The following is a 25,514-nucleotide window of genomic DNA, read 5'->3' as shown; positions in this document are numbered from 1 at the left end:
TGATTCATCACTTCTTATTTAAAAAATCTAGAAACTCTAACGGACTCGAGACAAGCAAGGTCACTCATTCTTGTAATAGCGACCAGATTTACTTAGTATTGACAGCCCCACCTATCGGGGACGGTGCCCCTGCAGGTAAGTTATTCGTTGGACTAGGCACCAGTAGCTCTGGGCTTTGCAAAGGCTTTGTTACAGGAGGTTTGTTAGACCCCGTCATCACGTCCCAAAAAGAGCGCTTTGTTTTGGCATAGTTATCAATCTCTGCAACCAGCTCGATTTCGGTTGGTAAGGCATCACCTTGAAACTTGACCAACTTATCGCCATCAAAAAATACAGTGACACGACGCTCCGAACCCATCACCTGTGAAGCGCGCTTAAATTCAAAAATATAATCCCAGCGATTGACATGAAAGTAACTAGCCAATAATGGAGTACCTAAAATCTGACGTACCTGTTCACGACTCATACCCACTTGTAACTTAGCGTATTGCTCGCTAGATATAAAGTTGCCCTGCACCACGTCTGGAACGTAGGGCCTAAATACTTTATTCATAAAAGCACGTTGCGTATCGTCTACCGCACTCGTACATCCCGTGATGACAAAAGTGCCTCCAATCACAGCGATGACAAGACCCGAACGTAATAGGGCAAAAACACCTGAAAAGGAGCTCAAAAAACGACTAAAAAGTTGAAGACAATTTTGCATGGCAGGCCGTATCATTAAGACATTGATTTTAGCTCTCAAACCCATGAATAAGAACCAAAACCCTACTCCTGCAGATTTACGTGATATTGGCCTAAAAGCTACCGGGCCACGCATCAAAATACTCGACTTTTTTCATCAAAATGGGGGCACCCACTTTAGCGCTGAAGATGTCTTCATGGCATTAGCTCAGGAGGATAAAGAAATTGGTTTAGCCACTGTATATCGGGTTCTCACCCAGTTTGAACAAGCGGGGCTCTTATTGCGTAGCCATTTTGAGTCTAGTAAAGGCGATAGTAGAGCAATCTATGAGTTAAATGAGGGACAGCATCACGACCATCTCGTTTGCCTAGATTGCGGGCATGTAGAGGAGTTTGTAGATGAGGCGATTGAAAAAAGGCAGCGTGATATCGCGAAAAACCTCGGTTTTAAGCTTCAGGAACATGCTTTGGCTATGTATGGCCACTGACCAAAAAAAGAATTGCCGCAATAAACAGAAAGCTTCATAAGCTACCAAAGCGGAGTGGCTGAGATAGTATTTTCTGAAAGATAAGCCAAGATAATGAAAAAAGACCTAAATTAAGGTCTTTTTTGCATATAAAACTCGTTTTTAACGACAGCAAGCAATAAGTCTACTAAAAAATCGTTACTTCACTGCCATCAACGCCTGTGCAGCATTGAGCATTTGAACGGAATAACCCCATTCATTGTCATACCAAGCCAATACCTTAACGAGCTTGCCATCTGCTGAAACACGGGTTTGGGATGCATCGTAAATACTAGGACGGGGATCATGATTAAAGTCGATAGAGACGAGTGGCAAGGTATTAAAGCCCAAAATACCCTTCAACTCCCCTTCGCTGGCAGCCTTCAAGATCGTATTCACCTCATCCACACTAGTGGCGCGACTGGCAGCAAACGTTAGGTCCACCACGGAAACGTTAATGACAGGGACGCGCATGGCAAAGCCATCAAAACGCCCTGCTAAGGCCGGCAATACTAAACCCACTGCTTTGGCAGCACCGGTCTTGGTGGGAATCATACTGCTCACTGCAGAACGCGCACGCCGCTTATCGCTGTGATACACATCGGTTAATACTTGATCATTAGTAAAAGCATGAATGGTGGTCATCAAACCAGACTCGATGCCAATTTTCTCTAGCAAGGGCTTTACTAATGGCGCTAAGCAGTTGGTAGTACAACTTGCATTAGAGACCACGATGTCACTTGACTTGAGAACTTGCTGATTAACACCATAGACGATGGTGGCATCCACATCTTTATCTCCAGGCGCAGAGATGAGTACCTTCTTGGCGCCCTGGGAGATATGCACCATGGCTTTTTCTTTAGAAGTGAACTTACCAGAACACTCCAAAACCAAATCGACACCCAATTCTCCCCATGGTGTTTCTAAGGGATTACGTGTCGAAAACATCTTAATACGATCCCCATTAACCACCATGCAATCGCCATCCACTTTTACTTCCGCAGGGAAACGGCCATGCGCAGAATCATATTGGGTTAAGTGAGCATTGATATCTATATCGCCCATCGCATTAATCGCGACGATCTTAATGTCACGCCTTGGCTTGCCATCGACTTGATCTTCATATAAAGCACGCAAAACCATGCGCCCAATGCGACCATAACCATTAATTGCGACCCGAATTGTCATTCTATTTCCCTTGCCAATATTAAATTCTTTAACAGAAAATTATTTCTTAATTTTTTATTTTTTCCCGATACATTGTTTCACTGTTTTTGCGATCTGATCCACTGTTAACCCAAAGTATTCGTAAAGCTGTGGTGCAGGTGCTGACTCACCGAAGGTATCTACACCATGCACAGCTGCACAACCATACTTCCACCAATAATCACTTACCCCAGCTTCTACTGCAATTCGTGGAATATTCGCAGGCAATACCTTTGCTTTATAGGCAGTGTCTTGTTGATCAAATACTGAAGTCGAAGGAATCGATACGACTCGAATACCGAGCTTACCTGCACTCTCTTTTTCTAAGCATTCAGCCGTTTGTAAGGCCAATGCAATCTCAGAGCCAGTAGCGATGATGACTGCATCTATTTTCTTTTTAGGGGCATCGCGCAAAACGTATCCACCTCTTGAAATATCTTTTATCTGCTGACTACTACGAGATACAAATGGGCAATTTTGTCGGCTAAAAATCAAGGCGCTCGGACCCTGTTTGCGCTCTACTGCAGCACCCCAAGCCACTGCACTTTCAGTCGTATCACAAGGACGCCACACCATTAAATTTGGGATCAGACGCAAACTCGCCACCTGCTCAACCGACTGATGGGTTGGGCCATCCTCACCCAATCCAATAGAGTCATGAGTAAAGACAAAGATACTGCGCAGTTTCATTAATGCTGCCATCCGCAAGGCATTGCGACTGTAATCTGAGAAGGTTAAAAAGGTGCCTCCAAATGGAATGTAGCCACCATGTAAAGCGATGCCATTCATGATGGCGCTCATACCGAACTCACGTACACCATAATTAATGTGGTTGCCCCATTGCTGAGCACGTACGGGTTTGCAAGCGCTCCAGTTGGTGAGATTAGAGCCGGTTAAATCAGCAGATCCACCCATAAATTCTGGTACGACAGGTGCTAATGCTTCAATTGCATTTTGACTGGCCTTGCGTGTCGCTATTGTTTCTGCTTTTGATTGGCAGGTCTTTATATAAGTCTCTAAAGTCGACGCAAAATCTTTCGACAAGTCCCCTTGCATACGTCGCTGTAATTCAGCAGCGAATTCAGGGTACTTATTTTTATAGGCTTGAAATTCTTTGTTCCATGCATGCTCGGCAGCTTCACCCCGCTTTTTAAAATCCCATGCTGCATAAATATCATTCGGAATCTCAAACGGTGCATAGGGCCAGTTCATTTCAATACGGGTTGCAGCAATCTCAGCGGCGCCCAATGGTGAACCATGCACCTTATCGCTACCCGCCATATTCGGCGAACCTTTTCCAATCGCGGTGTTACAGCAAATCAATGTGGGCTTGTCACTTTTCTTAGCCTGTGTAATCGCATGGGAAACTGCCTCCGTATCATGGCCATCGACATCACGAATCACATTCCAGTTGTATGCTTCAAAACGCTTAGGCGTATCTTCGTTAAACCAAGAAACTACTTTGCCGTCAATTGAAATGCCATTGTCATCCCAAAGTGCAATCAATTTATTGAGTTGCAAGGTCCCAGCTAGAGAACACACTTCATGACTAATTCCTTCCATCAAACAACCATCGCCTAAAAAAGCATAGGTGTGGTGGTTAACAATCTGATGTCCTGGGCGATTAAATTCTTCTGCAAGTAACTTTTCAGCTAAAGCCATTCCAACCGCGTTAGCAATACCTTGACCCAAAGGGCCGGTAGTAGTTTCTACACCAGCAGTAATTCCATACTCCGGATGCCCAGGGGTTTTACTATGGAGTTGACGGAAATTTTTTAACTCATCAATCGGTAGGTCATAGCCAGTCAAATGCAATAAGGAATAGAGCAACATGGACCCATGGCCATTGGATAAAACAAAACGATCGCGATTCATCCAATGTGGATCTGTAGGATTGTGTTGTAAGTGTTCGTTCCAAAGACCTACTGCGATATCCGCCATACCCATAGGCATGCCCGGATGGCCAGAATTAGCCTGCTGTACTGCATCCATGGATAAAGCGCGGATGGCATTGGCCATACGAATTTGAAGGTTTGACATCGTAAAATTGGTCTCGAAGAAAATAAATTAGCTATATTGCAGTAATGCCTCAATTTTATCTTCCCGGGCCATGGGAAATCCAAAACCCAACGCCGCTGACCCCTGAGCTCGCCCATCACTTGCGTGTACGTCGCATTGAGGTGGGTGAATCCTTCCCGATATTTGATGGAAAGGGTCAGGTAGCCCATGCAAAACTGCTTTCACTGGGCAATAAGTCCGGCGAGGCAGAGCTGAGCGAGATTCATCTGGATATTGGCCGAGAGAGCCCCTATGCCATTACCTTGGCCCAAGGACTGGCTGGCGGGGACAAGATGGACTGGATCATTGAAAAAGCAGTAGAAATTGGGGTCCAGACTATCTACCCGCTGCAATGTGAGCGCTCTGTACTTAAATTAACCCGCTCAAGTGACCAAGAACGGGCTCAAAAACGACTTTTGCATTGGAAAGGTATTGTTCAGGCCGCCTGTGAGCAATGTGATCGCTCTGTTTTCGCTATTGTTGAACCTATCCAGCCTTTTGATAGCTACCTTCAGATAGAACCCAGGACGGGACTGAAACTACTCTTGAGTCCGAATGGCTCTCAAAGCCTGTATTCAGCACTGATAGATACCCGACCCCAAAATATAGTCATCATGATTGGCCCAGAAGGGGGCTGCTCACCGACTGAGGAGGCCCAAGCAAAAGCGGCAGGCTACCAAATGGTTTCTTTAGGTGAACGTATCTTGCGCACTGAAACTGCTGGGATCGTAGCGATCTCTACCGTTCACAGCCTATGGAATCCTGAAATGCAAAATCGCCTCAAGTAGAGGCGATTCATCTGGCTTTGGTTGCTTAAATAGTATCTATAGATTAAGCGAACGAATAAAACACGCGATAAGGAGTACGGCGCTCAGACCAAAAATCAACGGCATCACGGAACACATCTAGCAGGGTTTCACGAGCCTCTTTGTCAAACTTCTGAGTGCACGGCAGACCTTCTAGCACCACGACGAAACCAGGCTGTGGGCCAGATTTATCAACGGTTGTAGTCAAAGCATCCAGCAAAGGATCAAAGTTCTTCGCTTGCTGTTTAGTGAATGTATAGGCAATGGCGATGGACTCTAATACCTCACCTTTAGTCATCGCATTGGCACAGTTAGCGTAAATAAAATGCTGACCCAACTCCGTTGCGGCTTCTTGCAAGTCAGGCGTACGAAAAGCACGGATAGACTGCACAATATTTGGGCGCACACTGCGCAACATTGCCGGCGGTCCAGCATCACGAACGGCTAAAGCGGCACGCCAAGAAGCTGTCACTTTTTTTCCCGAAACTTGATTTGCTGCATAGGTTTGCAAACGAGATAAACCGCCCTCGGCATAAATATTGGCAGCAGAAGACTCCGTATCGAGTCGATCATTACTGTCCCAACTTTCAGCCCGACTGTGTTCATCAAAGCCTACTGTAGTGCCGTTTTCAGAGCGATTATTCATTATGGGTGCTAGGTTACCCTTAACCCGCCATCAAATCAAGCCTCAAATTCGTACTTTTTATATAAACTATTGATTTATATAGTGATAATTTATGTTAGCTATCGCTAACTAACATAAATATAAACGTCAATTTAGTGTTTAGGCAACACTTCTCGCATTACTTGCAGCCTCAACCACTGCCAAAGTAGTGATATTAACTATCCTTCGGACAGTCGCTGCTGGGGTCAGGATATGAATTGGTTTGGCAACCCCCAACAATAAGGGGCCAATTGCAATACCGTTGCCGGCAGCTGTTTTTAGTAAGTTGTAGGAAATATTAGCAGCATCAATATTTGGCAAAACTAACAAATTAGCATCACCCTTTAATGGAGATGAGGTAACCGCGCCAGCTCGAATGGTTTCATCCAAAGCACTATCACCATGCATTTCGCCATCGACCTCCAGCAAGGGTTCTGCTTTTTGAATCAAAGCCAGCACTTCACGCATTTTGACTGCAGAAGGGGCGGCACTAGACCCAAAATTAGAGTGGGACAACAGAGCTATCTTAGGAGTGATGCCTAATTTACGCATTTCATTTGCAGCCATCAATGTTAATTCGGCCAACTGTTCGGCGGTGGGGTCGATGTTGACATGGGTATCTACCAAGAATACTTGACGACCCGGCAAAATTAATCCTGACATAGCACCGTAAACATTTGCGCCTGGCTCATGACCTACCACTTCATTAATATATTTCAGATGGGTTGCAATATCACCGACAGTTCCACAAATCATGCCATCTGCCATACCCTTGCTGATCATAATTGAGCCGATCAAAGTATGACGACGGCGCATTTCTAGCTTAGCAAAAGATTCCGTCACACCCTTACGCTCTGTTAACGCTAAATAAGTTTGCCAAAAGTCTCTGAAACGAGAATCATTTTCAGGATTGACGATCACAAAATCATTACCCGCTTTAATCCGCAAACCAAATTTTTCTATGCGATGCTCAATAACAGATGGGCGACCAATTAAAATAGGGGTAGCAAGTTGCTCGTCAATAATAATTTGGACAGCACGCAATACTCTTTCATCTTCACCCTCAGCAAATACAATCCGCTTGTGACTTGCAGGCACACTCTTAGCAATACTAAATAAGGGTTTCATCAACGTACCAGAGTGGTATACAAACTGCTGGAGCTGATTGCGATAAGCATCAAAATCTTTAATAGGGCGAAGCGCCACACCATCATCCATCGCGGCTTTCGCGACTGCTGGCGCAATTACAGTAATGAGGCGAGGATCAAATGGTTTCGGAATTAAGTAGTCAGGACCAAAAGATAAATTTTCAATACCATAGACCGAGGTCACGATTTCATTCTGCTCGGCACGCGCTAATTCTGCTACAGCCTTGACGGCAGCAACTTCCATGCCACGCGTAATCGTGGTGGCACCTACATCCAATGCTCCACGGAAGATGAATGGGAAACATAAAACATTGTTGACTTGATTAGGGTAATCCGTGCGGCCAGTTGCCATCACGGCATCAGGACGAATCTCTTTTACCTCCTCTGGCAAAATCTCAGGGGTGGGGTTTGCCAAAGCGAATACTAATGGCTTAGGCGCCATCTTCTTCACCATATCTTGTTTTAGAACACCACCTGCAGAAAGCCCCAAAAAGATATCAGCACCTTCAATGACTTGATTCAAAGTACGCAGTTCTGTCTCTTGACAGAATGGCTCTTTCTCAGGATCCATTAGTTCTTGACGACCCCTATAAGCAACCCCTGCTAAATCGGTTACCCAAATATTTTTACGTGGTATGCCCAAATCTACTAATAGATCTAAACATGCCAATGCCGCAGCTCCAGCACCCGAAGTGACCAGCTTGACCTGATCCACTTCTTTGCCAACGACTTTTAAGCCATTCAAAATAGCAGCTGCAACTACGATTGCTGTGCCATGCTGATCATCATGAAAAACAGGAATCTTCATACGGGCTTGCAACTTACGCTCAACAACAAAACAATCTGGCGCTTTAATATCTTCTAAATTAATGCCCCCGAAGGTAGGCTCAAGTGCCGCAATAATTTCAACCAACTTATCAGGATCATTCTCATTCACTTCAATATCAAAAACATCAATACCGGCAAATTTCTTAAAGAGAACGGCTTTACCCTCCATCACCGGCTTACTGGCTAATGGTCCAATATTGCCGAGGCCTAAAACAGCAGTGCCATTGGTAATCACACCGACTAAGTTACCTCGCGCTGTATAACGAAATGCATTAGCGGGATCTTTTACGATCTCTTCACAGGCTGCTGCTACACCTGGGGTGTAGGCCAAAGCAAGATCGCGTTGATTGGTGAGTTGCTTGGTTGGAGCAATTTCGATTTTTCCAGGGACTGGAAACTCGTGATAGTGCAGAGCAGCTGCTCTTAAATCGGCTATTTGCTGTTCTTTACTGCTGTTGCTTGGTTTACTCATCAGCTCACTCATCAATCAGGCATGTTTAAGCCCTAATTCTATTCCTCTTAGATGCCAGACTCGCAACAGCCATAAAATGAGGTATGCAAACCCAATCTACCCAACTCGGTGAATTTGATCTGATTCAGCGTTTCTTTAAAACGCAATCAGAACGGATGCTCATCAATCATTCCGGTGCAATTGCGCTCGGAATTGGTGACGATTGCGCTTTAATTCATTCGCAGCCTGATCAAGAGATTGCCATTACGAGTGATATGTTGCTTGAGGGACGCCACTTCTTTGCAGGCGCTAATCCACAGTGGCTGGGATGGAAAGCCCTAGCCGTGAGCCTTTCAGACCTTGCAGCGATGGGAGCCAAGCCTCTTGGCTTTACGCTGGCGATTGCTTTACCAAAAGTGGATTCAATCTGGCTGGAACAATTTAGCAAAGGCCTATTTGAAATTGCAAACCAATACGCCTGCCCACTAATTGGTGGTGATACCACCGCAGGCCCTCTCAATATTTGCATCACTGCATTTGGAAGCGTCTCTAAAGGAAAAGCCATTAAAAGATCAGGGGCATTAGAGGGTGATGATGTCTGGGTCTCTGGAACAACTGGAGATGCCAGGCTTGCTCTTGCTGCGCTGCGTCATGAAATTGATTTAGTCAACACGGATTTAGAGGTAATTCAGTCACGCATGCATCAACCTAGACCCCGAGTAGAGTTGGGGCTTGCTTTAAGAGATGTCGCCCACTCCGCGATTGATATTTCTGATGGCTTATTGGGTGACTTAAAACATGTCCTAAAGCAGTCGAGTATGGATGCAGAAATCTTCTTAGACCAACTTCCTAAATCTGCGGTACTTTTAAAGCAAAACATCCAACTGCAAAATCAATACGCTGCATCTGGCGGAGATGACTACGAACTCTGCTTCACCGCACCCATCAGTCAGCGTGAAGTGATTAAAAAACTGAGCGTGGATTTGACTCTTCCGCTCACGCTCATTGGGAGTATTGAGCCCATGAAAGGTGCTACACCAGAAATTTGTCTTTTAGACAGTCGTGGTGTCAAGCTCCCACAGGCGCAAGTCAACCCTCTTCTGCAATCTTTTAATCACTTTGCATGAGTAACTCTATCGATCAGCATTCCACTGAAAACCCAAGCCTCAAATGGGTCTTTGGCTCTGCCGGTCGCACAATTGCATTTGGCTTTGGTAGTGGTCTAGCGCCGTTTGCTCCTGGTACCGCAGGAACATTATGGGCCTGGGCAGCGTTTCTACTGGGCCAGTATTTTCTTTCTACTGAAGAACTACTATGGATTATTGCTAGCGGAATTATTTTGGGTTGTTGGGTCTGCGGACATGTCAGCGAAGAGTTAGGTAGAAAAGATTTTGGCGGCATTGTTTGGGATGAAATCGTCGCCTTCTGGCTGGTTCTAATCTTGATCATGCCAGCAGATATTTGGATGCAAGCGTTCGCTTTTGCACTCTTTCGCTTTTTCGATGCAGTAAAGCCTGGGCCAATCGGTATGATTGATGCTTACTTCAAAAAAATAAATGCGAGCTCTGCAGCTACATCATCAGATCTCAAACATATTCTGTGGCGTGGATTTGGAATTATTGCGGATGATCTCGCTGCTGCATTGTTTACCCTAGTGGTCATCGCACTCACCCAAACTGCACTCACATTCATATGGTGAACAATACGCCTTCTAATCAGCACACATTAGCCGAAAAGGTAGCCGTATCCCTCATCGAGCGCGGCTGGACAATTTCGCTTGCAGAGTCCTGCACTGGAGGCTTGGTGTGCGCTGCCTTAACAGAGGTCGCCGGCTCTAGTGATTGGTTTGAACGTGGCTACATTACTTATAGCAATCCAGCTAAGACGTCCTGTTTGGGGGTTCGCGCAGAAACTATTGATTCATTTGGCGCAGTCAGCGAGCCGGTTGCTACAGCAATGGCACAGGGCGCTCAACACAACGCCAATGTCAATGTCGCTATTGCTATCACTGGCATTGCTGGCCCTACTGGTGGCTCTCAAGAAAAGCCGGTGGGCACGATTTGTTTTGCTTGGGCTATTAGAAGTCATCTTCAAGATCCTGGCAATATCACTGCCTGCACTATGCACTTCTCAGGTGACCGCCAAAAAATTCGTGAGCAAGCACGAGATTATGCACTCACCCAATTTCTTGAATTACTGAAAACTTAGAAATAACTGCAACATACTCGCTCAGAAATTAACGCGAGCTAAGCCAGCCTTTGTGACGGAAGAACCACAATGGAATCATGGCAGAAATCATCATCGAGATAATGGCGACTGGGTAACCCCAAGTTTGCTCCAACTCCGGCATGTAGCGGAAGTTCATTCCCCACACACTAGCCAATAAAGTAGGTGGCATTAAGGCAACGGATACCACTGAGAATATCTTGATGATCTTACTTTGGTTCAAATTAATAAAACCGACTGTCGCATCCATCAAGAAGTTAATCTTATCGAATAAGAACGCAGTATGATTTTCTAATGAGTCGATATCACGCAAAATCTGACGCGCCTCTTCCTGCTGCTCATCAGACAATAATTTACTGCGCATGAGAAATGACAAGGCGCGACGGGTATCCATCACATTGCGACGAATACGTCCGTTGGTATCCTCTTCTTTAGCAATAGTTTCAAGTACTTCTTCTGCATCATGATCAGTAATGTCATCTTGCAAAACGCGCTTACCCGCTTGCTCAAGATTTTCATAAACCTCTTCTAAGGCATCTGCAGAATATTCGGCATCCGTGGAGTACAAATCGAGCAATACATCTTTCGCATTACTGACCGAACCTGGGCGCAAACGCGCACGCAAACGCACCAAACGGAAAACAGGCAAATCCTCATCATGAATCGAGAACAAGACCTGTTTGGTCATGACAAAAGCGACTCGAACGTTACGGGAAGTTTCTTCTTCATCCAGCAAGAAATCCGTACGAATATGGAGATGCCCATCATCTGCCTCAAAATAGCGCGCCGAAGCCTCTAAATCGCCCAAATCATCTAATTCAGGTAAAAGTACGCCAAAAGCCTCTTTAATCCAGACAAGCTCCTCCTCCTCAGGGTCAACAACGTCGATCCAGATAGGGTTTGAATATTGCAACAATTCATTGCGATCTTCCACTTGCTCTTGAGAGAGGCGGCCATTTTGTAGGACGAACAAGTTGATCATGGTGAACTCCTAAGGAATGTGCGCTAGTTTATCCTATAGATCATGACAGTTTCACTAAAATAAGCAGAAACCCAATGAACCTCAGCTCAAATACCTTTACCCAACAACTCCAGTCTGTATGGGCCTCCCAAGGCAGTATGTTATGCGTGGGCTTAGATCCAGATCCGAAGCGCTTACCCGCTGTATTTCAAGGCAAGCCCGAGGGGATCTTCGAGTTTTGCCGTGAGGTTGCAGATGCGACTGCAGATCTAGTCTGCTCCTTTAAACCTCAGTTCGCCTACTTTGCCTCACAAAGGGCCGAGGCACAACTAGAAAAGCTCATCCGATACCTCAAAAATACATATCCTCATATCCCGGTCATTCTGGACTCAAAAAGGGGTGACATAGGGAGTACCGCGGAACATTACGCACTCGAAGCATTTGAACGCTATGGCGCAGATGCAGTGACAGTCAACCCCTACATGGGCTTTGACTCTATCGAGCCCTATCTGAAATTTGCCGGTAAAGGGGTGATTGTTTTATGTCGTACCTCGAACCCCGGGGGCTCAGACTTACAGTTTCTAAAAGTAACTCCGAGCGGCGAGCCACTCTACCTTCACGTAGCCAAACTTGCTGCAAAAGAATGGAATACCTCTGGACAAATTAGTCTAGTTGTTGGCGCAACTTTCCCGGAAGAAATTGCGCAAGTACGTGCAATCGTTGGTGAGATGCCCCTCCTCATTCCTGGCATTGGCGCTCAAGGCGGTGATATTGATGCCACAGTAAGCGCTGGCAGCATTCCAAAAAAAGCAGGGACAGGCATGATGATTAATTCATCGAGAGCGATTTTGTATGCGAGCTCAGGAAGTGATTTTGCAGAGGCTGCTAGAAAAGTAGCACTGCAGACACGTGATGCCCTACGTCTAGCCGCTGACAAATAAAGTCTAGAAAAAAGTGTGGGCTGCATAAGGTAAAGAATCTTCACTAGATTCATCCTTTACCCATCCTTTCACCACTGCCTTACCACCCCATTACTTCTTAATTTGCTTTTTAGTGGGTATGGGAGCCAAGGCTACCTTATCCATGTTCTCTAAGATAAAGCTTTGACGTGTTGGAAAGTGAATATTGGCTCGGCGGCAATATTGCGTTTTATCAAAACATTTTGGCGCCGGTAAGGCCGATGCTAAGGCAGCAGATTGCTCTCTATCCAAAGCGCCAGGACTAATACCAAAGTAATGCCTCGATGCAGCACCGACGCCAAATATACCTTCACCCCACTCTACTGAGTTGAGATAGATCTCAAAAAGCCGATCCTTAGAAAGCATCACCTCAAGAAGACCGGCAATAACAAGCTCCTGGCCTTTGCGAAAATAATTCTGCTCTGAAGATAAAAATAGGTTTTTGGCTAACTGCTGAGTAATGGTTGACCCACCTCGTAACGCAGTCTGAGCTTTACCGCTGGATACATTACTTTGTCGTTGATTTTTTTCCCATGCTTTCTGCATATCTTCAATCCGCACGCCTTTATGTTGAAAAAAGATATCGTCTTCGCTCACCAGAACAGCACGTTTGAGATTAGGAGAAATACTACCGTAAGAAATCCAGACGGATTGAACTGAACAATTCCAATGTAGGCCACATAAACGCCAGCGCTCAGCCCTCTGAAAAGCAGTGCTATCTAGATTAATGCTGGACCACAGGCCTATCTGGACTACAAAGTAAATCTGCATGGCGAACAAACCGCCCAGTACGCACTTTAAAAAATAGCCAAGCCAGCGCATCAATGCTCGATGAAAATTTATAAACTACGAAGTTCATTTAAAACAGCACGAGGATCAATCTTTTGACTGCAGTCTGCACCCCGCCAGATCAAGAATGCGTCAGCCGCTTGTTCTACCAACATACCCAATCCGTCACTAACGCGAGCACCCCTGTAAAGGGCCTGTCGCATGAACGCTGTCGTTTTACCGTAAACCATATCGTAGGCAAAAGACTTAGAGGTGAAAATGGTGCTAGCTGCAGCATCACTAATAGGGGACTCATCTGTTAAGCCAGCTGCAGTGGCATTAATTACGAGATCAAAAGGAGTATTTGTATTGGCAGATTTTTCTAAATCGCCCAATGCAACAGACTGTAAAAAAACCTGGTGAGATGTCGCAAGTGCGCCAAATAATTGCACTAACTCATTTGCTTTATCAGCCGAACGATTGGCAATCACAAGTTGTTTGGGTGCCTGCTCTAGTAGTGGACCCATTACACCGCGAGATGCCCCACCGGCACCTAGTAACAAAATACGCGCACCGCGTAGCGCAATACCCTGCACTAGTAAATCTCGCACTAAACCAGCACCATCCGTATTGTCACCATAGATGATTGCATTTTGAATGTATAGCGTATTCACAGCGCCAGCTAACTGGGCTCGGGGTGTTAGTTGATGGGCAAATTCACGAGCATCTAATTTAAACGGCACAGTGACATTCATACCCTTACCGCCAGCACTGAAAAATGTGTCTGCTGTCTTTTTAAATGCATCCAATTCAGGCTGAAGAAATCCATAGTGAATTTTCTGTTGAGACTGTTGAGCAAATCGTTGATGAATCAATGGGGACTTGCTATGGGTGATTGGATTGCCAGCAACAGCATAGACATCTTTCCCCGGAAATTGAGCAGGGCAAGTATTGAGATCAATATGCAGATCGGCAGATATAGATTGAGTCATATGGGATATAGAATAAGCGTATTTTGATTAACGACGCAAATCTAGGCGATCAGTACCATCTCGTGTGAAGTCGAACGTAGAGACCCAATCTAAGATATCGATTTGCTTACGCATCTCAGCAGGAAATGCGCCAAACGGGGCAGACGCCCTAACAATCGCAAGTGCCTGCCGATCCAACTCGGGGTTGCCGGAGCTACGCTCAATGCTCACACTCTCCTTACCCTGTGCATTATTAACAATGCGTCCTTGGGAGTCCACACTCACCACAATCACCAAACTTCCATAAAGAGGACGGCCATTTGCCCTCGGAAAGAAGGCGCTCCCATAGGCTTCCATCTTTTGCCGCATCGCATCGTAATACTGGGCATACACAACAGCCTTAGTGCTGGCACCAGTTAATACTTTACGACGTGGCTCACGCCCATTTACCTGCAAGCGTTTAGCGAGTTCCGCTTCAAGAGCATTTAATTGAGATATTGCCTTAACCTCATCCCCACTTTTACGGCCCCCAGAAAGGGCACGCTGCGCATCTAACTTAGCCAACATTTGCTTCTGCTGTTTCTCCAAAACCTCTAAGCGAGCCTGGGCACCTAACCTTGCTCGATGCATGGCCGTAGCATCTTGATTATTGGTATTGCCACCGCCACTTAAGTCAGCCTGAGCCAACTTACTTGCCTGCTTAGGAGAAGTTGAATTGCTTGAGTTAACTAAAACCACGCTCAGCGGCGCATTGAAACGTCGACTTTGAATCTCTCCCATACCCCAACGAAAAGATAAAAAAATAAGATGTACCACTATTGAAACAATCAAGGCAAAACGAAATGGGTAGCGCCGCCAAGAAATTTGTAAATAGGCGATCGATAGTTTCAAGCTAGGTGAGGCTTGCATCACTCTCAATCACTACGGGGGTTTCTATTTGCAACACGCGAACACCAGCACTGAGTTGTAATAGATCTACATCGGCAATGCTTACTTCGGCTCGAGTCATCCGCGTATGCGTAGCAAGCTCTGGAATGGGAAGATGCAAAGGAATAGGTTCTACCCGTGACATACCTTCTTTAAGATGACGAACAAAGACTTGCTTTGGCTGATCGTCTTGCATCATCCAACGTAAACACCAGTATTTCTCTAAGCGATCTTGATACTCACCATAGGCTTGATAGCAAGACTCAAAATCAACGGCTATGCCCATCAGCGCTGCATCTCGCGGAGGAAACGGCGCCACCATCTTGGCAGTCACACCATGTTTAGCTATAGCAATCAATTGCCATTGATTCACTAAATCAGAATAACGACGTAAAGGGGAAGTGCACCAAGCGTAGTAATCTAATCCCAAGCCTTCGTGAGGTCCCGGTGTTGTCTGCATCCGCGTTCGCAATGGACCCCAACCTTTTTGTGTTCTGAAAAGACCAGGTAAACCATGATCTGCCAGTAGGCGCCCCGCAGCACTATTGCAATAAATCATCCACTCAGCAACGATCGTATCTAAAATGGATCCACGTTGACGGGCTGTAATGTCTACATGCTGCTTACCATCGCGCTCTTGAATATGAAAATGAAAATCTCGTGCTAAAGCATTGGGATCTATTGCCCCTAATTGCTCTGCACGCAGTCCATTAGCAAGCCGTTGTTCTTGACGTCCAGCATGCAATAGTTTGGCAGCAGACCAAAGCACACTGAGCTCTTGTCGATAAGGAAAATCTGAAGTGGGATCTAGCAAACTCGCTTCGATCACTTTATGCTCTAGATGTTCAAGGCGAAGATTAGCCCCTATCGGCACCATCTCTGCACGCAATTGCAAAGCGTCCTGATTCACGACCCCATCACTATTGATATCAATGTAAATAGATAAAGCAGGACGAGGCGCGCCCTCATCTAATGAAAACTGCTGAATAACTGAATCGGGGAACATCGTAATCTTGTCGCCCGGAAAATATACAGTAGACATGCGTGCACGGGCAATATGATCCAAGGGATCATCCTTAGTAATGACCAGCCCCGGGGCAGCAATATGTATGCCAATACGATGACCGCCCTCAGCCAACGCTGTCACTGATAAAGCATCATCAATTTCTGTAGTACCAGAGTCATCAATCGAAAAAGCCGTGACATCCGCTAAAGGTAAATCTGCAATCGCTTGATTTAATGCAGCTTGATCTACCGCTAAGGACGCATCATGAGCAGAACCTTGCGGAAAATGCGCCTTTAAAAACATCCCTTGGTGATATGCCAAAGGGGATGTAATCGCTTTGCAACGGATCATCATTTGTGCGGGAGATTCACCAGATTCTGTACAAGCAGCAATAAAAGCTTTATATGCGCTGGTGTTTTTATCAGGAGAAAATAGCAATTGTTGGGCTTGTGATCGCAGGCTCTCAGGAAAGACTCCGGCGACTAACTCTGCTTGCCAAATAGCTTGTTGTTCTAATTCTTTTTGTTTGCGCTCTAAAGCGGCTAAACCTGCCTGTAACTGCTCAAGTGGTGCGCGTTGGAAACGGCCACGGCCTTTACGCCGAAAAAATACAGGGGCACCTTGTAAAGCAATCGCTAAAGCTGTCTGCTGAAAAATAGTTGCTTGTGCGCCGAAGTATTCAAGAGCCACATCGACCAATCCAAACTCTTCATCTGGCGCGCAATCCCATAAAAATTGTAGATCAATTTCTTGGGCTAGGGCTTTAGCTTGATCCATTAAAGCTTGTGGTTCAGGCTTTTCAAAACGCAGCCATACCTCCTTAGCTTTTAGCTTGATCTTCTTCCCTGAAAGACTTGTCGCCTGCCAAGATTCAGTATCCCCCGCACCAGAAGCAGACTGTACTGTGGCGACCTTGATATCACCACCCTCTTCATATAAAAGATGCATGCTTAGAGAGAGATCCCGCCACTGGCCTCGAGCGCTACCCCATTCAGATAACTTGCTTCATCGCTAGCTAAGAATAAGTAGACGTTTGCCATTTCTTCTGGAGTTCCAAGGCGCCCAAGCCAACTGCGCCTCTCAATATCTTGCAAAATATTTTCGGGCATAGCTTTGACCATCTCTGTCGCAATAAAGCCAGGACAAATTGCATTGACCCGAATACCTTTTGGCCCTAATTCACGTGCCCAAGTTTTAGTAAAACCAATTACTCCAAACTTTGTCGCAGAATAATTTGTCTGTCCAAAATTTCCATAAATACCTACTACGCTCGAGGCATTCACAATCGCGCCCTTGCCCGCCTCCAACATATGCGGCACGATTAGTTGAGAGCAGTTAAAGACGCCTTTAAGATTGACATCGATCACCGCATCAAATTGCGCTTCTGTCATTTTGACTAAACGCGCATCCTGGGTGATACCCGCATTGTTAATTAAAATATCAATCCGTCCATGGCGCTGCATCACTTCATCAACCACCGATTGAATGGAAGAGCGATCTGTGACATTCATGACATACGCTTCCGACCTCGGAATCTCATCAGCAGCTACTTTGATAGCCTCTGGACTCATATCCGTAATGATGACTTTCGCGCCTTCCTGAGCAAATCGCCGTGCCGTTGCAAAGCCAATCCCTTTTGCAGAGCCTGTGATGATGGCTACCCTATCTTTTAATCTCATGTTATTAGTTTGCTTTCGTAGATTGCACTTATGTTTGTGAATTCTCTGACTGAGCTTGTTGAATAGCGGTCAAAATCTTTTGATGGACCCCACCAAACCCGCCATTACTCATCACCAATATATGGTCGCCAGGTCTTGCCTGTTTAGCAACCGCTGCCGTCAAGGCGCCGAGGTCGATAAAGGCCATCGCGCGATCCGACTTGCTTGAGTTAAGAGGTGCCAATACCTCACTTAAATCCCACCCTAATGACTCTTTACCGTCACTAGCACCGTATGCATAGACCATATCTGCCGCCTCTAAGCTAGCGGGGAGCTGGGCTTTCATAATGCCTAACTTCATCGTGTTGGAGCGAGGCTCTAATACAGCCAAAATTCGTGCATCACCAACCCGTCTTCGCAAACCATCAAGTGTTGTAGCAATTGCAGTCGGGTGATGTGCAAAATCGTCGTACACCGTGATTCCATTTTCTACGCCAATAGTTTCTAGGCGGCGCTTGACGTTTTTAAACTCCGCCAAAGCGCGCGCTGCATCGGCTGGTGTAATGCCAATATGATTTGCAGAAGCAATGGCTGCAAGGGCATTGAGCTGATTGTGCCGACCCATCACTCCAGCATCAGGCGCCCACTTTACGGTTGCCATTTCTTTTCCATCCTTGACCACTATGAAACCATCCGCCTCTTGCGTTAGCAAGGACCAAGCATTCTTTTGGTCCTGCCCAAAGCGCTCTACTGGAGCCCACGCTCCTCGTGCAACAACCCTCTCTAATGCAGCCTCTTCACCATTAACGACTAATAGGCCATCGCTAGGCACCGTACGAACTAAGTGATGAAATTGTGTTTCTATCGCGTGAAGATCGGCAAAAATATCTGCATGATCAAACTCCAGATTATTCAATAAAGCAGTACGTGGTCGGTAATGGATAAACTTACTCCGTTTGTCAAAGAATGCAGTGTCATATTCATCTGCTTCGATCACGAAATATTGACTATCACCTAAGCGCGCGGACACGACAAAATTGAGTGGTACACCCCCAATTAAATAACCGGGCTTAAAGCCATTGAATTCCAAAATCCAAGTGAGCATAGCGGATGTGGTTGTTTTGCCGTGAGTGCCTGCTACCGCTAGGACATGTCTACCAAACAACACTTGCTCACCAAGCCATTGAGGCCCCGAGGTGTAAGGTAGACCTTGATTGAGGATGGCTTCCATTAAGGGGTTACCACGCGACACCACATTGCCGATGACAAATAAATCAGGCATCGTCTCAAACTGTAATAATTGATCTGGTGAGAATCCTTCAATGAGCTTAATACCCTGCGCTTCTAGTTGGGTGCTCATCGGTGGATACACATTGGCATCACAACCGGTCACCCGATGTCCGGCCTGCCGAGCAATTGCGGCAATGCCGCCCATGAAAGTACCGCAAATGCCCAAGATATGAATATGCATAAACGAATTTTAGCGAAGGAGTTGCAATGAACCGCAGACAATGGATGAGTATTGTTGGAATCAGTCTTTTAGCCCTACTAGCGGGCGTCCTGACTTCGCAGTGGATTTATAGAAGTAGCTTGGCTAGCGACCCCGCCATCGAGGCTTTTTTTGCGAATCCTTGGCAGGGACCCGATGGAAAACCTATCGACACTCAACAATGGAAAGGAAAAATCCTGGTTGTGAACTTTTGGGCCTCTTGGTGCCCTCCTTGCGTTGAGGAAATGCCTATTTTTGATAAATTACAAGCAGAACTTTCCTCTAAAAATGTGTTATTTGTTGGCATTGGCATTGATTCTCCCTCTAACATTCGTCAATTTCTTGAAATGACCCCTGTTTCTTACCCGATTGTAATCGGTGGAATGGAAGGCAGCAGCCTATCCAAGCAAATGGGTAACGCCCAAGGCGCCCTACCCTATACCGTCATCATTGATGCCAAGGGTAAAGCTACCAGTAGTAAATTAGGAAAGATAAGCGAAGAAGAGCTTAGAAGTGCCATTAAAACTGCTTTATAAACAATTTTATTGAATTTTAGAATATTTAAAAACTGCTTTTTAGGGTCTATTTTTACTAAAAAGTAAGAAAATAAAGTGAATTTATACCTGTTTTTAGGATATTTTAGGAGCTCGTGCGGGTATACTTGCCTTAATTGTTTATAAGCCAATTGCATTAAAGAAGCAGGCACATTGAAAGAAATTTTGTCTGCCCATAATGAAATCTAACTGCTTCTAAAATTATCGATCTATGCCAAAAAATACTTCAATTCTCGTTATCCAGGGCCCAAATCTCAATTTGCTGGGAACTAGAGAGCCAGAGATTTATGGCAAAACTACCCTCGAAGATATTCATATAAAGCTGGACTCCATTGCAAAGTCCCATTCTATTGATTTATCTACCTTCCAAAGCAATCATGAAGGCGAGCACATTGACCGCATTCAAAAAGCAAAAATAGATGGGGTTGATTTCATCATTATCAATCCAGGCGCCTTTACCCATACCAGTGTTGCCTTACGTGACGTCCTGGCGGGAGTAGCCATTCCCTTTACGGAAGTACATTTATCGAACATTTATCAGCGCGAAGAATTCCGTAAGCATTCATATTTATCCGATATCGCCACGGGTGTAATTTGTGGATTTGGCGCTATCGGTTACGAGCTAGCACTGCAAGCAGCAATTACACGTCTTAAAAAATAGAGCTAGATCAAACCAGTCAAGTAGCACTAAATAGACCTTATTTCATACGAATTACTTCATAAGCAATAGATAGAGGAAGCCTCTCCATGGACCTAAGAAAACTCAAAACCCTCATTGACCTGGTTTCTGAATCAGGTATTTCTGAACTAGAGGTGAACGAGGGCGAAGACCGAGTTCGTATCGTCAATGCAGGATCTTCGGCCCCAAGCGGCCAGATGGTCTATGCCAATGCAACTCCGACCCAAGCAACTTCAGCTGCGCCTACAGCAAGCGCGGCCCCTGCTATTGCTCCACAAGCACTCGAAGAAACTCCGGTTGAAACCGGGTTTGTAGCGCGATCCCCAATGGTCGGTACTTTCTATCGCGCCGCAAATCCAGAGTCTGCAAACTTTGTTAATGTAGGAGATACCGTCAAGATAGGTCAAACTCTCTGCATCATTGAAGCAATGAAACTACTCAATGAGATCGAATCTGAAAAAGATGGTGTGATTAAACAAATTTTGTGTGAAAACGGCCAAGGTGTTGAATTTGACCAGCCGCTGTTCATCATTACCTAACCCTGAGCCAATATGTTCGATAAGATTCTGATCGCCAATCGGGGAGAAATTGCTCTCCGCATCCAGCGCGCATGCCGTGAGTTGGGAATTAAAACAGTTGTGGTGTATTCCACTGCCGATAAAGAAGCAAAATATGTCCGACTTGCGGATGAGGCCGTTTGTATTGGGCCCGCACCCTCACCCTTAAGTTATCTCAATATGCCTGCGATTATTTCAGCGGCGGAAGTCACCGATGCGGAAGCGATTCATCCAGGATATGGCTTTTTGTCTGAGAACGCTGACTTTGCAGAACGTGTTGAGAAATCTGGCTTTGCTTTTATTGGCCCTACAGCCGCATCCATTCGCCTCATGGGTGACAAGGTGTCTGCAAAGCGCGCCATGATCAAGGCAGGAGTGCCCTGTGTTCCTGGATCTGAAGGTGCGCTCCCCAGCGATCCAAAAGAAATTATTACCACTGCAAAACGCGTGGGTTATCCAGTCATCATCAAAGCTGCGGGTGGTGGTGGTGGTAGAGGAATGCGCGTAGTACATACCGAAGCGGCATTATTAAATGCAGTGAATATGACCAAAGAGGAAGCGGGTCGTGCCTTTGGTAATCCAGAAGTCTATATGGAAAAGTTTTTAGAAAAGCCGCGCCATGTAGAAATTCAGATTTTGGCCGATACCCACGGTAGCGCAATCTGGTTAGGTGAGCGGGACTGCTCAATGCAACGACGCCACCAAAAAGTCATTGAAGAAGCGCCAGCGCCAGGCATCGATCGTCGTGCTATCGCCAAAATTGGTGAGCGCTGCGCAGAAGCCTGTCGAAAAATTGGTTATCGTGGCGCCGGTACCTTCGAGTTTTTGTATGAAGATGGTGAATTTTTCTTTATTGAAATGAATACCCGTGTTCAGGTAGAGCACCCGGTCACTGAAATGATTACCGGTGTCGATATTGTTCAAGAGCAAATTCGGATTGCGGCTGGACTTAAACTCGGCTATCGCCAAAAAGACATTGTCTTCCGAGGCCATGCCATCGAATGTCGTATTAATGCGGAAGACCCCTTTAAATTTACGCCCAGCCCCGGTCGCATTGGCTCATTTCACATGCCTGGAGGTCCCGGTATTCGCGTTGACTCTCATGCCTATAGTGGTTACATGGTGCCACCAAACTACGACTCCATGATTGGTAAGCTCATTTCTTACGGCAATACCCGCGATCAGGCGATTCGTCGTATGCAGATTGCACTCTCTGAGATGGTGATTGACGGCATTACTACCAATGTGCCCCTACACCGTGAGCTGATGCTTGATCCTAACTTTATTGAAGGTGGCACTAGTATTCATTACTTAGAGCATCGGCTTGAAGAGCAAGCTGCTAGCCGCGGCAAACCCTAAACTCGTTCATGAGGGGTATGCATGTCTTATCGTGAACTCATATTCACGGTACCCGCTGAAATTGCCGAACCTTTAGGAGACGCATTACTGGAGGTAGGCGCACTTTCGGTAACTGTTGAGGATGATGCCGCTGGCGGTTACGATGAAAACCCGCTATATGGCGAACCAGGTCTCTCTCCTGAAGTTCAAGCGTGGGATCGCTCTTCCGTCACAGCACTGTTTAATCCTGAATTAGATCATTCCGGCGATGCAGACTTTGTTTCAACCTTGCTCGAGTCCCTCAAAGAGAGTGGCTTTCATCTACCAATACCTCAAGAGCGGATTGTTGAAGAGCAAGATTGGGTGCGCCTCACGCAAAGTCAATTTGCTCCCATTCAAATTGGAGAGCGCATTTGGGTCGTCCCTTCTTGGCATGAAGCACCTACTGACCCGCAAGCAATTTGTTTAGCGGTTGATCCCGGTTTAGCATTTGGTACCGGTAGCCACCCTACTACCCATCTTTGCCTGCTTTGGCTAGAACAAAACACTAATCTTCAAAATCAAAGTCTCTTAGATTATGGTTGTGGCTCCGGAATTCTGGCGATTGCCGCAGCAAAACTAGGCTGCAATCCTGTAGTCGGAACAGATATTGATCCTCAAGCGATGGTAGCCGCCAATAGCAATGCGGAAATTAATAAGGTGAGCATTTGCTTTGTTTTGCCCAATGAGAATGCCCCAGAGCTAGCAGCAGAAACAAAGTATGACATCGTGATGGCGAACATTCTAGCCAATCCACTTCAAGTGCTTGCCCCAGCCCTCGTGAATAAAATGCGAGTTGGCGGAAGAATTATTTTATCCGGTGTGCTTGCTAGACAAGCTGACGAGGTGATTGCTACTTATAGCCAGTGGCTCAGCCTATCGGTTTGGAAAGAAAGTGAAGGTTGGGTTTGCCTACAAGGCACCCTGACAGAAAAAAAAGCTCACGTACCAGTGCCAGCTCAAAAAAAAAGACTTAAGTTCATTCTCCTCAGTCTTCTTGTAGTGCTACTCGTCGTATTTGGCGAACACCTTTCCAGAAATACGCTTCTGCCAGTATTGGCTACTCGAATTGATGGCTCATCTCATCCTGTAGCAAGTACTGCTTTTTCTGTTTTGCAAAAGTTTGATGAAAAATTGTGTAGCGTACTAGGGTGCATAAATCGCCCTGTAAGCGATTTTTCTGCATGGCAAATAACTTCAGCCACCTTATCTACTGAAAATGCACGAGAGGGCCTTAAAATCGCCTCAAATCAATCCATGGTTGCAGTCGCATTACAAAATCGTCTAGCAATTCCTGTTTTATTCCCGCATTTAGAAATTTTCCTCACAGATGCAGAGGAATCAGAAATTCAAACGATTCAATTTAATCCTCAAGCATGGGTGCCTCAAACTTGGCAAGATGCGCATCCTCAATTTTTAACACGCGGTGCACCCTCTGGGGAAATGTACCGTTTGCAATTCCCAATTGCACTTCCGCCGAATACTGCGGGCTACCGCGTCAGAATTTTTTATCCTTAACATTTACTCAAAACTCCCTATAACCAATTTTCCACTCAATTTTTTAGAAAGTAATGATTTATGGCTAGCTTGATCTGTGGTTCTATTGCTTACGACACCATCATGAACTTTGAAGGCAAATTTGCTGACCAAATTCTGCCGGAGCAGATTCATATTCTTAATGTGGCCTTTCTCGTACCGACAATGCGCCGAGAATTTGGTGGATGCGCAGGCAATATTGCCTACAACCTTCAGCTTCTTGGCGGTGATCCGATCATCATGGCCACCGTTGGAAATGATGCCGCTCCTTATCTCGATCGATTAAAGCAACTAAAGATTGATACAGCGCATATTCGTCAAATTGAAACCGGCTTTACAGCCCAAGCTATGATCACCACTGACCAGGCTAATAATCAAATCACTGCTTTTCATCCTGGGGCTATGAATGACTCTCACCTCAACTTAGTATCCGCAGCAGTAAAAGAGCGCACTCAGAATCAAAAAGGGGTCGCCAAATTTGGAATAGTTGCGCCAGATGGACGTCAAGGTATGTGGGAACATTGCCATCAGCTGGCTGAAGCAGGCATTCCATTTGTTTTTGATCCAGGCCAAGGTTTACCGATGTTTAATGGTCCTGAACTCTTAGAGTTGATTGATATTGCAAGCTACCTAGCAGTCAATGACTATGAAGGAGAAATGCTGTCTCAGCGTACTGGCCTCAGTCTAGAAAAAGTAGCAGAACGAGTAAAAGCGCTGATAGTTACTAAAGGTGCGGAAGGGGCTGATATTTACTGTGCTGGTAAATGCATCGCAATTCCATCAGTTCCAGCAGCAAAAGTAGTGGATCCAACTGGATGTGGCGACGCATTTCGTGGTGGGCTATTGTTTGGACTAGAAAATGACATGGATTGGGAAACCACTGGAAGGCTAGCCAGTTTGATGGGCTCCATCAAAATTGCCCACCAGGGACCACAAAATCACCAAATGAGCAAAGATCAGATTGGATCTCAGTTTAAAACCGCATTTGGCTTTGCACTATAGGGGCGACTTAATAGCAGAATGCCTCTTTTTAGATAATAAAAAAGGGATCTCGTGAGAGATCCCTTTGAACTTCACATGCCTACAAGCCGAAGCTTACGGGCGTGTGCCAGTTGGGAAGGGCCAAGCAGCAGCAGGATTCAACGTTGTTGAAGCAGCAGCTTTTTTAGCCACGGGCTTTTTTACAGCTTTGCCCGCTTTCTTCGCAGCAGGCTTACTTACTTTTTTTTTGCAGCTGGACGCTTTTTAGCGGCAGGCTTCTTCTTAGCAGCAGGCTTCTTTGCAGCAGCTTTTTTAGCAGCAGGCTTCTTTTTAGCAGCTGGACGCTTTTTAGCGGCAGGCTTCTTCTTTGCAGCAGGCTTCTTTGCAGCAGCTTTTTTAGCAGCAGGCTTCTTTTTAGCTACTTTTTTAGCAGCAGGCTTCTTTGCAGCTACTTTTTTCTTAGCAGCAGGCTTCTTTGCAGCAACTTTCTTCTTGGCGATTGCCATAGTAATAC

Annotated in this window: 23 protein-coding genes and 2 pseudogenes; 12 read left to right on the top strand and 13 right to left on the bottom strand. The window is 45.8% G+C overall.

The features are described from left to right. Window positions 1-88 precede the first annotated feature (88 nt). Window positions 89-706, bottom strand: a complete 618-nt coding sequence (locus DCO16_RS01205; RefSeq protein WP_173941969.1) for an outer membrane protein assembly factor BamE — start codon at window positions 704-706, stop codon at window positions 89-91. Window positions 707-749: 43 nt separating this feature from the next. Here DCO16_RS01205 and fur point away from each other — a divergent pair, with 43 nt between their 5' ends. Then, the gene (gene fur, locus DCO16_RS01200) at window positions 750-1,172 is read left to right on the top strand and encodes a ferric iron uptake transcriptional regulator (RefSeq protein WP_173943719.1); all 423 of its coding nucleotides are present in this window, start codon (window positions 750-752) and stop codon (window positions 1,170-1,172) included. Window positions 1,173-1,349: 177 nt separating this feature from the next. On the opposite strand, the gene gap is transcribed toward fur, so the two are convergent. Both gap and tkt read right to left on the bottom strand, forming a co-directional pair. Beyond that, entirely contained in the window at window positions 1,350-2,378 is a 1,029-nt protein-coding gene (gene gap / locus DCO16_RS01195; protein ID WP_173941968.1) for a type I glyceraldehyde-3-phosphate dehydrogenase, read from the bottom strand. 54 nt (window positions 2,379-2,432) lie between these two features. Beyond that, a complete protein-coding gene (gene tkt / locus DCO16_RS01190) occupies window positions 2,433-4,436 on the bottom strand; it encodes a transketolase (RefSeq protein ID WP_254598064.1) in 2,004 nt (667 codons plus the stop codon). A gap of 44 nt (window positions 4,437-4,480) precedes the next feature. Between tkt and DCO16_RS01185 the strand changes: the two genes are divergently transcribed. After that, entirely contained in the window at window positions 4,481-5,242 is a 762-nt protein-coding gene (locus DCO16_RS01185; RefSeq protein WP_173941967.1) for a 16S rRNA (uracil(1498)-N(3))-methyltransferase, read from the top strand. Between the two features lie 43 nt (window positions 5,243-5,285). On the opposite strand, the gene DCO16_RS01180 is transcribed toward DCO16_RS01185, so the two are convergent. Together DCO16_RS01180 and DCO16_RS01175 are read right to left on the bottom strand one after the other, a co-directional pair. After that, window positions 5,286-5,906: a barstar family protein gene (locus DCO16_RS01180; protein ID WP_173941966.1), complete on the bottom strand. Its 621-nt coding sequence runs from the start codon at window positions 5,904-5,906 to the stop codon at window positions 5,286-5,288. A gap of 138 nt (window positions 5,907-6,044) precedes the next feature. After that, window positions 6,045-8,372 (bottom strand): NADP-dependent malic enzyme, encoded by a 2,328-nt coding sequence (locus DCO16_RS01175; RefSeq protein ID WP_173941965.1) that lies wholly within the window; start codon window positions 8,370-8,372, stop codon window positions 6,045-6,047. 83 nt (window positions 8,373-8,455) lie between these two features. On the opposite strand from DCO16_RS01175, the gene thiL reads away from it, so the two are divergent. From thiL to DCO16_RS01160, 3 genes are read left to right on the top strand one after another with little or no spacing between them, the layout of a single operon-like run. Next, window positions 8,456-9,478, top strand: coding sequence for a thiamine-phosphate kinase (thiL, locus tag DCO16_RS01170; protein ID WP_173941964.1), 1,023 nt, complete (start codon window positions 8,456-8,458; stop codon window positions 9,476-9,478). Continuing rightward, a complete protein-coding gene (locus DCO16_RS01165) occupies window positions 9,475-10,050 on the top strand; it encodes a phosphatidylglycerophosphatase A family protein (protein WP_173941963.1) in 576 nt (191 codons plus the stop codon). The genes thiL and DCO16_RS01165 overlap by 4 nt, the downstream gene beginning before the upstream one ends. After that, window positions 10,044-10,559, top strand: coding sequence for a CinA family protein (locus DCO16_RS01160; RefSeq protein WP_173941962.1), 516 nt, complete (start codon window positions 10,044-10,046; stop codon window positions 10,557-10,559). Before DCO16_RS01165 ends, DCO16_RS01160 begins: the two co-directional genes overlap by 7 nt. A 28-nt stretch (window positions 10,560-10,587) precedes the next feature. On the opposite strand, the gene corA is transcribed toward DCO16_RS01160, so the two are convergent. Continuing rightward, entirely contained in the window at window positions 10,588-11,559 is a 972-nt protein-coding gene (corA, locus tag DCO16_RS01155) for a magnesium/cobalt transporter CorA (RefSeq protein WP_173941961.1), read from the bottom strand. 74 nt (window positions 11,560-11,633) lie between these two features. Here corA and pyrF point away from each other — a divergent pair, with 74 nt between their 5' ends. Continuing rightward, a complete protein-coding gene (gene pyrF / locus DCO16_RS01150) occupies window positions 11,634-12,479 on the top strand; it encodes an orotidine-5'-phosphate decarboxylase (protein ID WP_173941960.1) in 846 nt (281 codons plus the stop codon). Window positions 12,480-12,569: 90 nt separating this feature from the next. Here the strand turns inward: pyrF and mtgA are convergent, their stop codons facing one another. From mtgA to mpl, 6 genes are read right to left on the bottom strand one after another with little or no spacing between them, the layout of a single operon-like run. Beyond that, the gene (gene mtgA, locus DCO16_RS01145; RefSeq protein ID WP_173941959.1) at window positions 12,570-13,319 is read right to left on the bottom strand and encodes a monofunctional biosynthetic peptidoglycan transglycosylase; all 750 of its coding nucleotides are present in this window, start codon (window positions 13,317-13,319) and stop codon (window positions 12,570-12,572) included. Window positions 13,320-13,336: 17 nt separating this feature from the next. Further along, the gene (gene aroE, locus DCO16_RS01140; RefSeq protein WP_173941958.1) at window positions 13,337-14,257 is read right to left on the bottom strand and encodes a shikimate dehydrogenase; all 921 of its coding nucleotides are present in this window, start codon (window positions 14,255-14,257) and stop codon (window positions 13,337-13,339) included. 27 nt (window positions 14,258-14,284) lie between these two features. Then, window positions 14,285-15,145, bottom strand: coding sequence for an energy transducer TonB family protein (locus DCO16_RS01135; RefSeq protein WP_173941957.1), 861 nt, complete (start codon window positions 15,143-15,145; stop codon window positions 14,285-14,287). Next, the gene (locus DCO16_RS01130; RefSeq protein ID WP_173941956.1) at window positions 15,129-17,117 is read right to left on the bottom strand and encodes a ribonuclease catalytic domain-containing protein; all 1,989 of its coding nucleotides are present in this window, start codon (window positions 17,115-17,117) and stop codon (window positions 15,129-15,131) included. The genes DCO16_RS01135 and DCO16_RS01130 overlap by 17 nt, the downstream gene beginning before the upstream one ends. A 2-nt stretch (window positions 17,118-17,119) precedes the next feature. Next, complete coding sequence (gene fabG / locus DCO16_RS01125; RefSeq protein ID WP_173941955.1) at window positions 17,120-17,848, bottom strand: 3-oxoacyl-ACP reductase FabG; 729 nt, start codon at window positions 17,846-17,848, stop codon at window positions 17,120-17,122. Between the two features lie 28 nt (window positions 17,849-17,876). Continuing rightward, entirely contained in the window at window positions 17,877-19,298 is a 1,422-nt protein-coding gene (gene mpl / locus DCO16_RS01120) for a UDP-N-acetylmuramate:L-alanyl-gamma-D-glutamyl-meso-diaminopimelate ligase (RefSeq protein WP_173941954.1), read from the bottom strand. 26 nt (window positions 19,299-19,324) lie between these two features. On the opposite strand from mpl, the gene DCO16_RS01115 reads away from it, so the two are divergent. From DCO16_RS01115 to DCO16_RS01090, 6 genes and pseudogenes are all read left to right on the top strand, one after another. Continuing rightward, window positions 19,325-19,852 (top strand): TlpA family protein disulfide reductase, encoded by a 528-nt coding sequence (locus DCO16_RS01115; protein WP_173941953.1) that lies wholly within the window; start codon window positions 19,325-19,327, stop codon window positions 19,850-19,852. Window positions 19,853-20,081: 229 nt separating this feature from the next. Then, window positions 20,082-20,531, top strand: coding sequence for a type II 3-dehydroquinate dehydratase (aroQ, locus tag DCO16_RS01110; protein ID WP_173941952.1), 450 nt, complete (start codon window positions 20,082-20,084; stop codon window positions 20,529-20,531). 86 nt (window positions 20,532-20,617) lie between these two features. Further along, entirely contained in the window at window positions 20,618-21,088 is a 471-nt protein-coding gene (gene accB, locus DCO16_RS01105; protein ID WP_173941951.1) for an acetyl-CoA carboxylase biotin carboxyl carrier protein, read from the top strand. Window positions 21,089-21,100: 12 nt separating this feature from the next. After that, complete coding sequence (gene accC / locus DCO16_RS01100) at window positions 21,101-22,465, top strand: acetyl-CoA carboxylase biotin carboxylase subunit (RefSeq protein WP_173941950.1); 1,365 nt, start codon at window positions 21,101-21,103, stop codon at window positions 22,463-22,465. A gap of 21 nt (window positions 22,466-22,486) precedes the next feature. Next, window positions 22,487-23,416 (top strand): annotated as a pseudogene (gene prmA / locus DCO16_RS11230) (50S ribosomal protein L11 methyltransferase); the annotation flags it as partial. Window positions 23,417-24,061: 645 nt separating this feature from the next. Beyond that, window positions 24,062-25,021, top strand: a complete 960-nt coding sequence (locus tag DCO16_RS01090) for a carbohydrate kinase family protein (RefSeq protein ID WP_173941948.1) — start codon at window positions 24,062-24,064, stop codon at window positions 25,019-25,021. Between the two features lie 93 nt (window positions 25,022-25,114). On the opposite strand, the pseudogene DCO16_RS01085 reads toward DCO16_RS01090, so the two are convergent. Continuing rightward, a pseudogene (locus DCO16_RS01085) lies at window positions 25,115-25,497 on the bottom strand (histone); the annotation flags it as partial. Window positions 25,498-25,514 lie beyond the last annotated feature (17 nt).

Origin of the sequence: Polynucleobacter antarcticus (assembly GCF_013307245.1) — a bacterium.
GTDB lineage: Bacteria > Pseudomonadota > Gammaproteobacteria > Burkholderiales > Burkholderiaceae > Polynucleobacter > Polynucleobacter antarcticus.
This window is presented reverse-complemented; position numbering and strand designations above follow the sequence as displayed.

Bases quoted from the DNA above. Each gene is read 5' to 3' on its own strand.
- DCO16_RS01205 (WP_173941969.1), bottom strand. From the start codon at position 706: ATGCAAAATTGTCTTCAACTTTTTAGTCGTTTTTTGAGCTCCTTTTCA.
- fur (WP_173943719.1), top strand. From the start codon at position 750: ATGAATAAGAACCAAAACCCTACTCCTGCAGATTTACGTGATATTGGC.
- gap (WP_173941968.1), bottom strand. From the start codon at position 2,378: ATGACAATTCGGGTCGCAATTAATGGTTATGGTCGCATTGGGCGCATG.
- tkt (WP_254598064.1), bottom strand. From the start codon at position 4,436: ATGTCAAACCTTCAAATTCGTATGGCCAATGCCATCCGCGCTTTATCC.
- DCO16_RS01185 (WP_173941967.1), top strand. From the start codon at position 4,481: ATGCCTCAATTTTATCTTCCCGGGCCATGGGAAATCCAAAACCCAACG.
- DCO16_RS01180 (WP_173941966.1), bottom strand. From the start codon at position 5,906: ATGAATAATCGCTCTGAAAACGGCACTACAGTAGGCTTTGATGAACAC.
- DCO16_RS01175 (WP_173941965.1), bottom strand. From the start codon at position 8,372: ATGAGTAAACCAAGCAACAGCAGTAAAGAACAGCAAATAGCCGATTTA.
- thiL (WP_173941964.1), top strand. From the start codon at position 8,456: ATGCAAACCCAATCTACCCAACTCGGTGAATTTGATCTGATTCAGCGT.
- DCO16_RS01165 (WP_173941963.1), top strand. From the start codon at position 9,475: ATGAGTAACTCTATCGATCAGCATTCCACTGAAAACCCAAGCCTCAAA.
- DCO16_RS01160 (WP_173941962.1), top strand. From the start codon at position 10,044: ATGGTGAACAATACGCCTTCTAATCAGCACACATTAGCCGAAAAGGTA.
- corA (WP_173941961.1), bottom strand. From the start codon at position 11,559: ATGATCAACTTGTTCGTCCTACAAAATGGCCGCCTCTCTCAAGAGCAA.
- pyrF (WP_173941960.1), top strand. From the start codon at position 11,634: ATGAACCTCAGCTCAAATACCTTTACCCAACAACTCCAGTCTGTATGG.
- mtgA (WP_173941959.1), bottom strand. From the start codon at position 13,319: ATGCGCTGGCTTGGCTATTTTTTAAAGTGCGTACTGGGCGGTTTGTTC.
- aroE (WP_173941958.1), bottom strand. From the start codon at position 14,257: ATGACTCAATCTATATCTGCCGATCTGCATATTGATCTCAATACTTGC.
- DCO16_RS01135 (WP_173941957.1), bottom strand. From the start codon at position 15,145: ATGCAAGCCTCACCTAGCTTGAAACTATCGATCGCCTATTTACAAATT.
- DCO16_RS01130 (WP_173941956.1), bottom strand. From the start codon at position 17,117: ATGCATCTTTTATATGAAGAGGGTGGTGATATCAAGGTCGCCACAGTA.
- fabG (WP_173941955.1), bottom strand. From the start codon at position 17,848: ATGAGATTAAAAGATAGGGTAGCCATCATCACAGGCTCTGCAAAAGGG.
- mpl (WP_173941954.1), bottom strand. From the start codon at position 19,298: ATGCATATTCATATCTTGGGCATTTGCGGTACTTTCATGGGCGGCATT.
- DCO16_RS01115 (WP_173941953.1), top strand. From the start codon at position 19,325: ATGAACCGCAGACAATGGATGAGTATTGTTGGAATCAGTCTTTTAGCC.
- aroQ (WP_173941952.1), top strand. From the start codon at position 20,082: ATGCCAAAAAATACTTCAATTCTCGTTATCCAGGGCCCAAATCTCAAT.
- accB (WP_173941951.1), top strand. From the start codon at position 20,618: ATGGACCTAAGAAAACTCAAAACCCTCATTGACCTGGTTTCTGAATCA.
- accC (WP_173941950.1), top strand. From the start codon at position 21,101: ATGTTCGATAAGATTCTGATCGCCAATCGGGGAGAAATTGCTCTCCGC.
- DCO16_RS01090 (WP_173941948.1), top strand. From the start codon at position 24,062: ATGGCTAGCTTGATCTGTGGTTCTATTGCTTACGACACCATCATGAAC.